A 6,141-nucleotide genomic window follows, 5' to 3' on the forward strand; every position below is an offset into this window, starting at 1 on the left:
CGCGGCCTCGGCGGCGGCCTGCTCCTCCGCGGCGCGGGCGGCCTCGGCGGCGGCGGCCTCCGCTGCGGCCTGCTCGGCGGCGACGCGCGCGGCCTCCTCGGCCTCCGCCTGCTCGCGGGCGACGCGGGCGGCGGCCTCGGTCGACCGGCGGGACGCCTCGGACGCGGCGGTGCGGCGCTGCTCGGACAGGAAGTCGTCCTCGGCCGCGGACAGCTCGGCCGTGAGGCCGATCGCCTCGGCGCGCTGCTCGGCCTCCGCGGCGCGCTCCCGCGCCTGGTGCAGCTGCACCCCGGCGATCGCGACGCCGGCGACCAGCACGGCGCTCGTCGCGGCGGCCACCACGGCGCGGCCGCGCCCGTAGCGGCGGGCTGGAGAGGGCCCGGTGGTGACGACGGCGTGCGGGTCGGGGGTGTCGCCCGGTCCTCCCGCCGCCCGCGCCCGGGCCTCGCGGCGCGTCGCGGGCGGGGGGACCGACGGCGACCCCGGGACGGGCGTCCCGAGGTCGCGCGTCGCGTCGGGCTCCGTCACTTGCCGCCCAGGCCGTCGATCTGCGCCAGCTCGTCGGCGGACAGCGTGAACTGCAGCGCCTCGAGGTTGTGCGCGATGCGGTCCTTGTTGGTCGACTTCGGGATCACGACGATCCCGTGGTCCACGTGCCAGCGCAGCACGACCTGGCGGGTGCTGACGCCGTGCGCCTCGGCGATCGCGGTGAGCACCGGGTCGTCCAGGTCGGTGCGCTTGAACGGGCTGTACCCCTCGACGACGACGCCGCGCTCGGCGTGCGCCGCCAGCAGGTCGGCGTCGAAGTCGCCCGGGCTCCACGGGATCTGGTTCACCGCGGGGGCCTCGCCGGTGGCGGCGATCAGCTCGTCGATCTGCGCGATCGAGTAGTTGGACACGCCGATCGAGCGCACCAGACCCTCGTCGCGCGCGGCGATGAACTGCTCCCAGGTGGCCGGCGTCGCCTGCTTGTTCGGCGGCCAGTGGACCAGCCACAGGTCGAGGTGGTCGGTGCCGAGGGCGGCCAGCGACTCGTGCAGCGTCTGGCGCTCGCGGCCGGCGTGGTCCGGCGGCAGCTTGGTGGTGACGAACACGGCGTCCCGGTCGACGTCGACGAGCGACAGCGCGCGGCCGACCTCGGCCTCGTTGCCGTAGCCGGTGGCGGTGTCGACGTGCGTGTAGCCGAGCTCGAGCGCGGCGACCACGGCGCGCTCGGCGTCGCCGCCCTCGGACTGCCAGGTGCCGAGGCCGAGCAGCGGCATCGCGCCGCCCTTGAGCGTGACGGTGGGGATCTGCGGAGCGGGTGTCATGCGTCCATCGTGGCTCAGCCCGCGGCCCGGGGCCACGGCAGCGGCGGGACCAGCGACGGGACCAGCGGGGCCACCGCCCGGCGGAACTGGGCGGGCGTCTCGCCGGTCAGCCGGCCGAACGTGCGGGTGAACGACGCCTGGTCGTAGAACCCGGCCGCCGCGGCCACCTCGGCGAGCGGCAGGTCCGACCCGCTGAGCAGCGCGGCCGCGTGGTCGACCCGCGCCCGCAGCACGTACTGCTGCGGGGACAGCGCGTACACCCGGCGCACCCGGCGGTCGAGCGTCGACGGCGAGCAGCCCGCCGCCTCGGCGAGCTCGGCCACCGTCGGCGGGTCCGCGAGCCGGCGCTGCACGAACGCCGCGATCCGGGACAGGGCCTCGACGGTCGCCGCGTCGGCGTCGCCCGCGCGCAGCGCCTGCGAGATGCTCACCAGCCCGACCACCGCGCCGGCGTCGTCGCGCACCGGCTCCTTGGACGTGAGGTACCAGCCGGGCGGGCCGCCGGGGCGGCGGATCAGCTCGAGCTCGCGGTGCAGCGCCCGACCGGTCGCCAGCACGTCGCGGTCCTGGGCGTCGTACCGCTCGGCGAGGTGCGGGAGGAACAGCTCGGCGGCGGTGCGGCCGACGACCGTGCGGCGCGACCGCTCCGGGGTGCGGCGGACGAACGCGTCGTTGACCACCACGTACCGGCCGGTCACGTCCTTGGCGCAGAACATCGTGCCGGTCAGGTCGTCGCACAGCCGGAGCAGGGCGGGGGTGAGGGCGCGGAGCAGGGCGCGCGCGGGGGCGTCGGCGGCGGGCGCGGCGGCGTGCGCGGCGGGGGCCGCGGCGAGGTGGGGTGGACGGCGTTCCATGTCGGGGGCAGCGTAGGTGCTGCGCGTGACGGGCACGTGTCACGGATCGGGCCCGGTGGCCCGGCCGATCGGTGCAAGACGGGGCGCGGGGCGCTCGGGAAGGATCCCGCCATGACGACGACCCAGGACCCGGCCGCCGCCGCCGACGCCGCGACGCCCGCCCCCGAGCACCTGACCCGGGACGCGGTGGACCTCGCGCACCGCTGGATGGACGCGACCGCCGCCGACGAGACCCCCGCCGAGCGCCGCGCGACCGGCCGGCTCGCCGCCCTGGTCGCCGACCCCGCCGGCCTGGAGCTCGCGGTGCGGTTCGTCGACCGGGTCGCCCGGCCGGAGGACGCCCGGGTCGCCGCGGCCGAGCTCGCCGACCTCGGCGACCGCGCCGCCGACGCCGCGGCGTTCCTCGGCGGCGTGGACCGGGCGCTGCTCGGCGTCGGCGCGAAGGTGGCCCCGCTGCTGCCGTCCGCCGTCGTGCCCGCGGCGCGGATCCGGCTGCGCCAGCTCGTCGGCCACCTGGTCGCCGACGCCGGACCGGGGCTCGGCCCGCACCTGGCGCGCGCCCGGAAGGAGGGCTTCCGGCTCAACCTCAACCTGCTCGGAGAGGCCGTGCTCGGCGAGGACGAGGCGAACCGCCGGCTGCACCGTGTCGCCGAGCTCGCCGCCCGCCCGGACGTCGACTACGTGTCGATCAAGGTCTCGGCCGTGGCGAGCCAGCTGTCGACCTGGGACACCGAGGGCAGCGTGCGGCGGGTCGTCGACCGGCTGCTCCCGCTGTACCGGGCCGCCGCCGCGAGCGGCACGTTCCTCAACCTCGACATGGAGGAGTACCGCGACCTCGCCCTGACGGTGCGGGTGTTCGACGAGCTGGTGAACGACCCCGACGTGCTCGGCGCCGAGATGGGCATCGTGCTGCAGGCCTACCTGCCCGACACCTCCGACGCGCTCGAGGAAATCACCGCGATCGCGCGGCGCCGGGTCGAGGCGGGCGGCGCGCGGCTCAAGGTGCGGCTGGTCAAGGGCGCCAACCTCGCGATGGAGCAGGTCGAGGCCGAGCTGCACGGCTGGGCGCAGGCGCCGTACGCCGGCAAGCCCGACGTCGACGCGCACTACGTCCGGCTGGTCCGGCGCGCGCTCGACCCGACGCGGACCTCCGCGCTGCGCGTCGGCGTCGCCAGCCACAACCTGTTCCACGTCGCCTACGCCCACCTGCTCGCCGCGCACCGCGGGGTGTCCGAGGCGCTCGACATCGAGATGCTGCAGGGCATGGCCCCGGCGCAGGCCCGCGCGGTGCAGCGCGAGGTCGGCCAGGTGCTGCTCTACACGCCGGTCGTCGCGAAGCAGGACTTCGACGTCGCGATCTCCTACCTGGTGCGCCGGCTGGAGGAGAACGCCGCGCACCAGAACTTCCTGCACGCGCTGTTCGCCGGCGGGGACGGCCCGGACGAGGGCATCGCCTCCCAGGAGGACGCCTTCCTCGCGTCCGTGGCGGGCTCGGACCGGGTGCCGGTCGAGCGCCGCCGGCTGCCGCGCGACCCCGGGGCGCCGTCGCCGCAGCCGGGCGCGTTCCGGAACGCCGCCGACACCGACCCGGCCGTCGCCGAGTCGCGGGACTGGGCGGCCCGCCTGGTCGCGGCGGACGTCGAGCCGCCGGCCGGCGCCGTCGAGGTCGGCACCGAGGCCGAGGTGGACGCGGTCGTCGCCCGCGCCGTCGCCGCCGCGCCCGCGTGGTCCGCCCGCACCCCCGCCGAGCGCGCCGCCGTGCTGCGCCGCGCCGCCGACGAGCTCGAGGGCGCCCGCGGCGACCTGGTCGCGACGATGGTGCACGAGGGCGGCAAGACCGTCGCCGAGGCCGACCCCGAGGTCAGCGAGGCCGTCGACTTCGCCCGATACTACGCGGACCGCGCGGAGGAGCTCGCGGACGGGCGCGTCCCGGGTGCCGTGTTCCGGCCGCGCGGCGTCACCGTCGTCACACCGCCCTGGAACTTCCCCGTCGCCATCCCGGTCGGCTCGGTGCTGGCGGCGCTCGCGGCCGGGTCGCCGGTGCTGATCAAGCCCGCGCCGCAGACCCCGCGGTGCGTGCGGGTGGCCGGCGCGGCGATCCAGCGGGCGCTCGACGCGTCCGGGGTCGAGGAGGCCGCGCTGCAGGTCGTGCTGTCGCCCGAGGGCGAGGTCGGCCGCAGGCTCGTCACGCACCCGGACGTCGCGCGGGTCGTGCTGACCGGCTCGCTCGAGACCGCGCAGCTGTTCGCCGGCTGGCGCCCCGACCTGGACGTGCTCGCGGAGACCTCCGGCAAGAACGCGCTGATCATCACGCCGTCGGCCGACGTGGACCTCGCGGTGGCGGACCTGGTGCGGTCGGCGTTCGGGCACGCGGGGCAGAAGTGCTCGGCGGCGTCGCTGGCGATCCTCGTCGGCTCGGCCGGCACGTCCGACCGGCTGCGCCGGCAGCTCGCGGACGCGGTGTCGTCGCTGCGCGTCGGCTGGTCCGACGACCTCGGCACCACGATGGGCCCGCTGGTCGAGCCGGCGTCGGGCAAGCTGCTCCGCGCGCTGACCACCCTGGACGAGGGCGAGGAGTGGCTGGTGAGGCCGCGGCAGCTCGACGAGGACGGCCGGCTGTGGACGCCCGGCGTCAAGCACGGCGTGCGTCCCGGCTCCTGGTTCCACCTCACCGAGTGCTTCGGCCCGGTGCTCGGCGTGATCCGGGTCGACACCCTCGACGAGGCGATCGCGGTGCAGAACGCCGTCGCGCTCGGCCTGACCGGTGGTCTGCACTCGCTCGACGAGGCCGAGATCGCGCACTGGCTCGACCGGGTCGAGGTCGGCAACGCGTACGTGAACCGGCACATCACCGGCGCGATCGTGCAGCGGCAGCCGTTCGGCGGCTGGAAGGCCTCGGTGGTCGGCCCTGGCGCGAAGGCCGGCGGCCCGTCCTACGTCGCGCAGCTCGGCGCGTGGTCGGACGCGCCGGAGGTCGCGGCGCTCGACGACGAGGCGTGGCTGGCCTGGGCGCACGCCGACGACGCCCGGGTCTGGGCCGACGAGCTCGGCACCGCGCACGACCCGTCCGGCCTGGCCTCCGAGGAGAACGCGCTCCGGCACCGGCCCGTGCCGCACCTGACCGTGCGGGTCGGGGCCGACGGGCGCGAGCGCGACGTGCTCCGCGTGCTGTCGGCGGCGCGGACCGCGGGCGTGCCGGCGACGGTGAGCCGGGCCGCGGAGGAGGCGGACGACGCGTTCGCGCTGCGGGTCGCGGCGGGCGAGGTCACGGGCCGGGTGCGCGTCGTCGGCTCGGCGCCGGGTCTGCGCGCGGCGGCGGTCACGCGCACGGGCGAGGTGACGGTGCTGGACGCGCCCGTCGTGGCGAGCGGACGCCGGGAGCTGATGACGGTCGTGCGCGAGCAGGCGGTGTCCCGCACCCGCCACCGCTTCGGCCACGTCGACCCGACGCGCTGACGCCGAGCCCGACGGCGCCTGCGCCGGGCGCGCCGGGCTGCCTGCGCCGGACGCGCGGGGCTGCGGCCCGCCTGCGAGCGCGCCGTCGAGTGAGCATGCGACACGTCGAGTGCCCATCCAGCGGATAGGCACTCGACGTGTCCCGTAGGCAGTCGGCGGCGCCGTGGGGCGCGGCGGAAGGGGCGCGCGGCGAGGGGGTACTCGACACGTCGAGCGAGCAAGCGGTGACTGCTCGCTCGACGTGTCGACTACTCGCTCGGTCGGCAGGCGTGCCCGGCAGGCGGGCGCCCGCACGCGGGCGGCAGCTCAGGCCGAGGCGCGGACCACGCGCCAGGCGACGGCCCGCCTGCGTCCGCCCCGTCGAGTGAACACGCGACACGTCGAGTGCCCATCCGGGGGATAGGCACTCGACGTGTCGCGTAGGCAGTCGCGGCGCGGCGCGGCGCGGTGCGGCGCGGGCGCCGCGGAAGCGGCTCGCGGCGAGGGGGTACTCGACACGTCGAGCGAGTAGTCAGTGACTA

Annotated in this window: 4 protein-coding genes; 1 reads left to right on the plus strand and 3 read right to left on the minus strand. The window is 77.1% G+C overall.

Translation table 11 applies throughout. The features are described from left to right. From J5O08_RS20175 to J5O08_RS20185, 3 genes are all read right to left on the minus strand, one after another. Positions 1-528, minus strand: a 528-nt coding sequence (locus J5O08_RS20175) for a hypothetical protein (RefSeq protein ID WP_218708692.1), incomplete at its 3' end; no start/stop codon positions are given. Beyond that, positions 525-1,310, minus strand: coding sequence for an aldo/keto reductase (locus J5O08_RS20180; protein WP_218708695.1), 786 nt, complete (start codon positions 1,308-1,310; stop codon positions 525-527). The genes J5O08_RS20180 and J5O08_RS20175, both read right to left, overlap by 4 nt. Before the next feature lie 14 nt (positions 1,311-1,324). Next, positions 1,325-2,164, minus strand: coding sequence for an AraC family transcriptional regulator (locus J5O08_RS20185; RefSeq protein ID WP_218708697.1), 840 nt, complete (start codon positions 2,162-2,164; stop codon positions 1,325-1,327). A gap of 111 nt (positions 2,165-2,275) precedes the next feature. On the opposite strand from J5O08_RS20185, the gene J5O08_RS20190 reads away from it, so the two are divergent. Beyond that, positions 2,276-5,620 carry a proline dehydrogenase family protein gene (locus tag J5O08_RS20190; protein WP_218708698.1) on the plus strand — a complete coding sequence of 1,115 codons (3,345 nt, stop codon included), beginning with the start codon at positions 2,276-2,278 and terminating at the stop codon, positions 5,618-5,620. The last annotated feature ends 521 nt before the right edge of the window (positions 5,621-6,141 follow it).

This window comes from Cellulomonas sp. PS-H5 (assembly GCF_019265565.1).
In the GTDB taxonomy this organism is placed as follows: Bacteria; Actinomycetota; Actinomycetes; order Actinomycetales; family Cellulomonadaceae; genus Cellulomonas.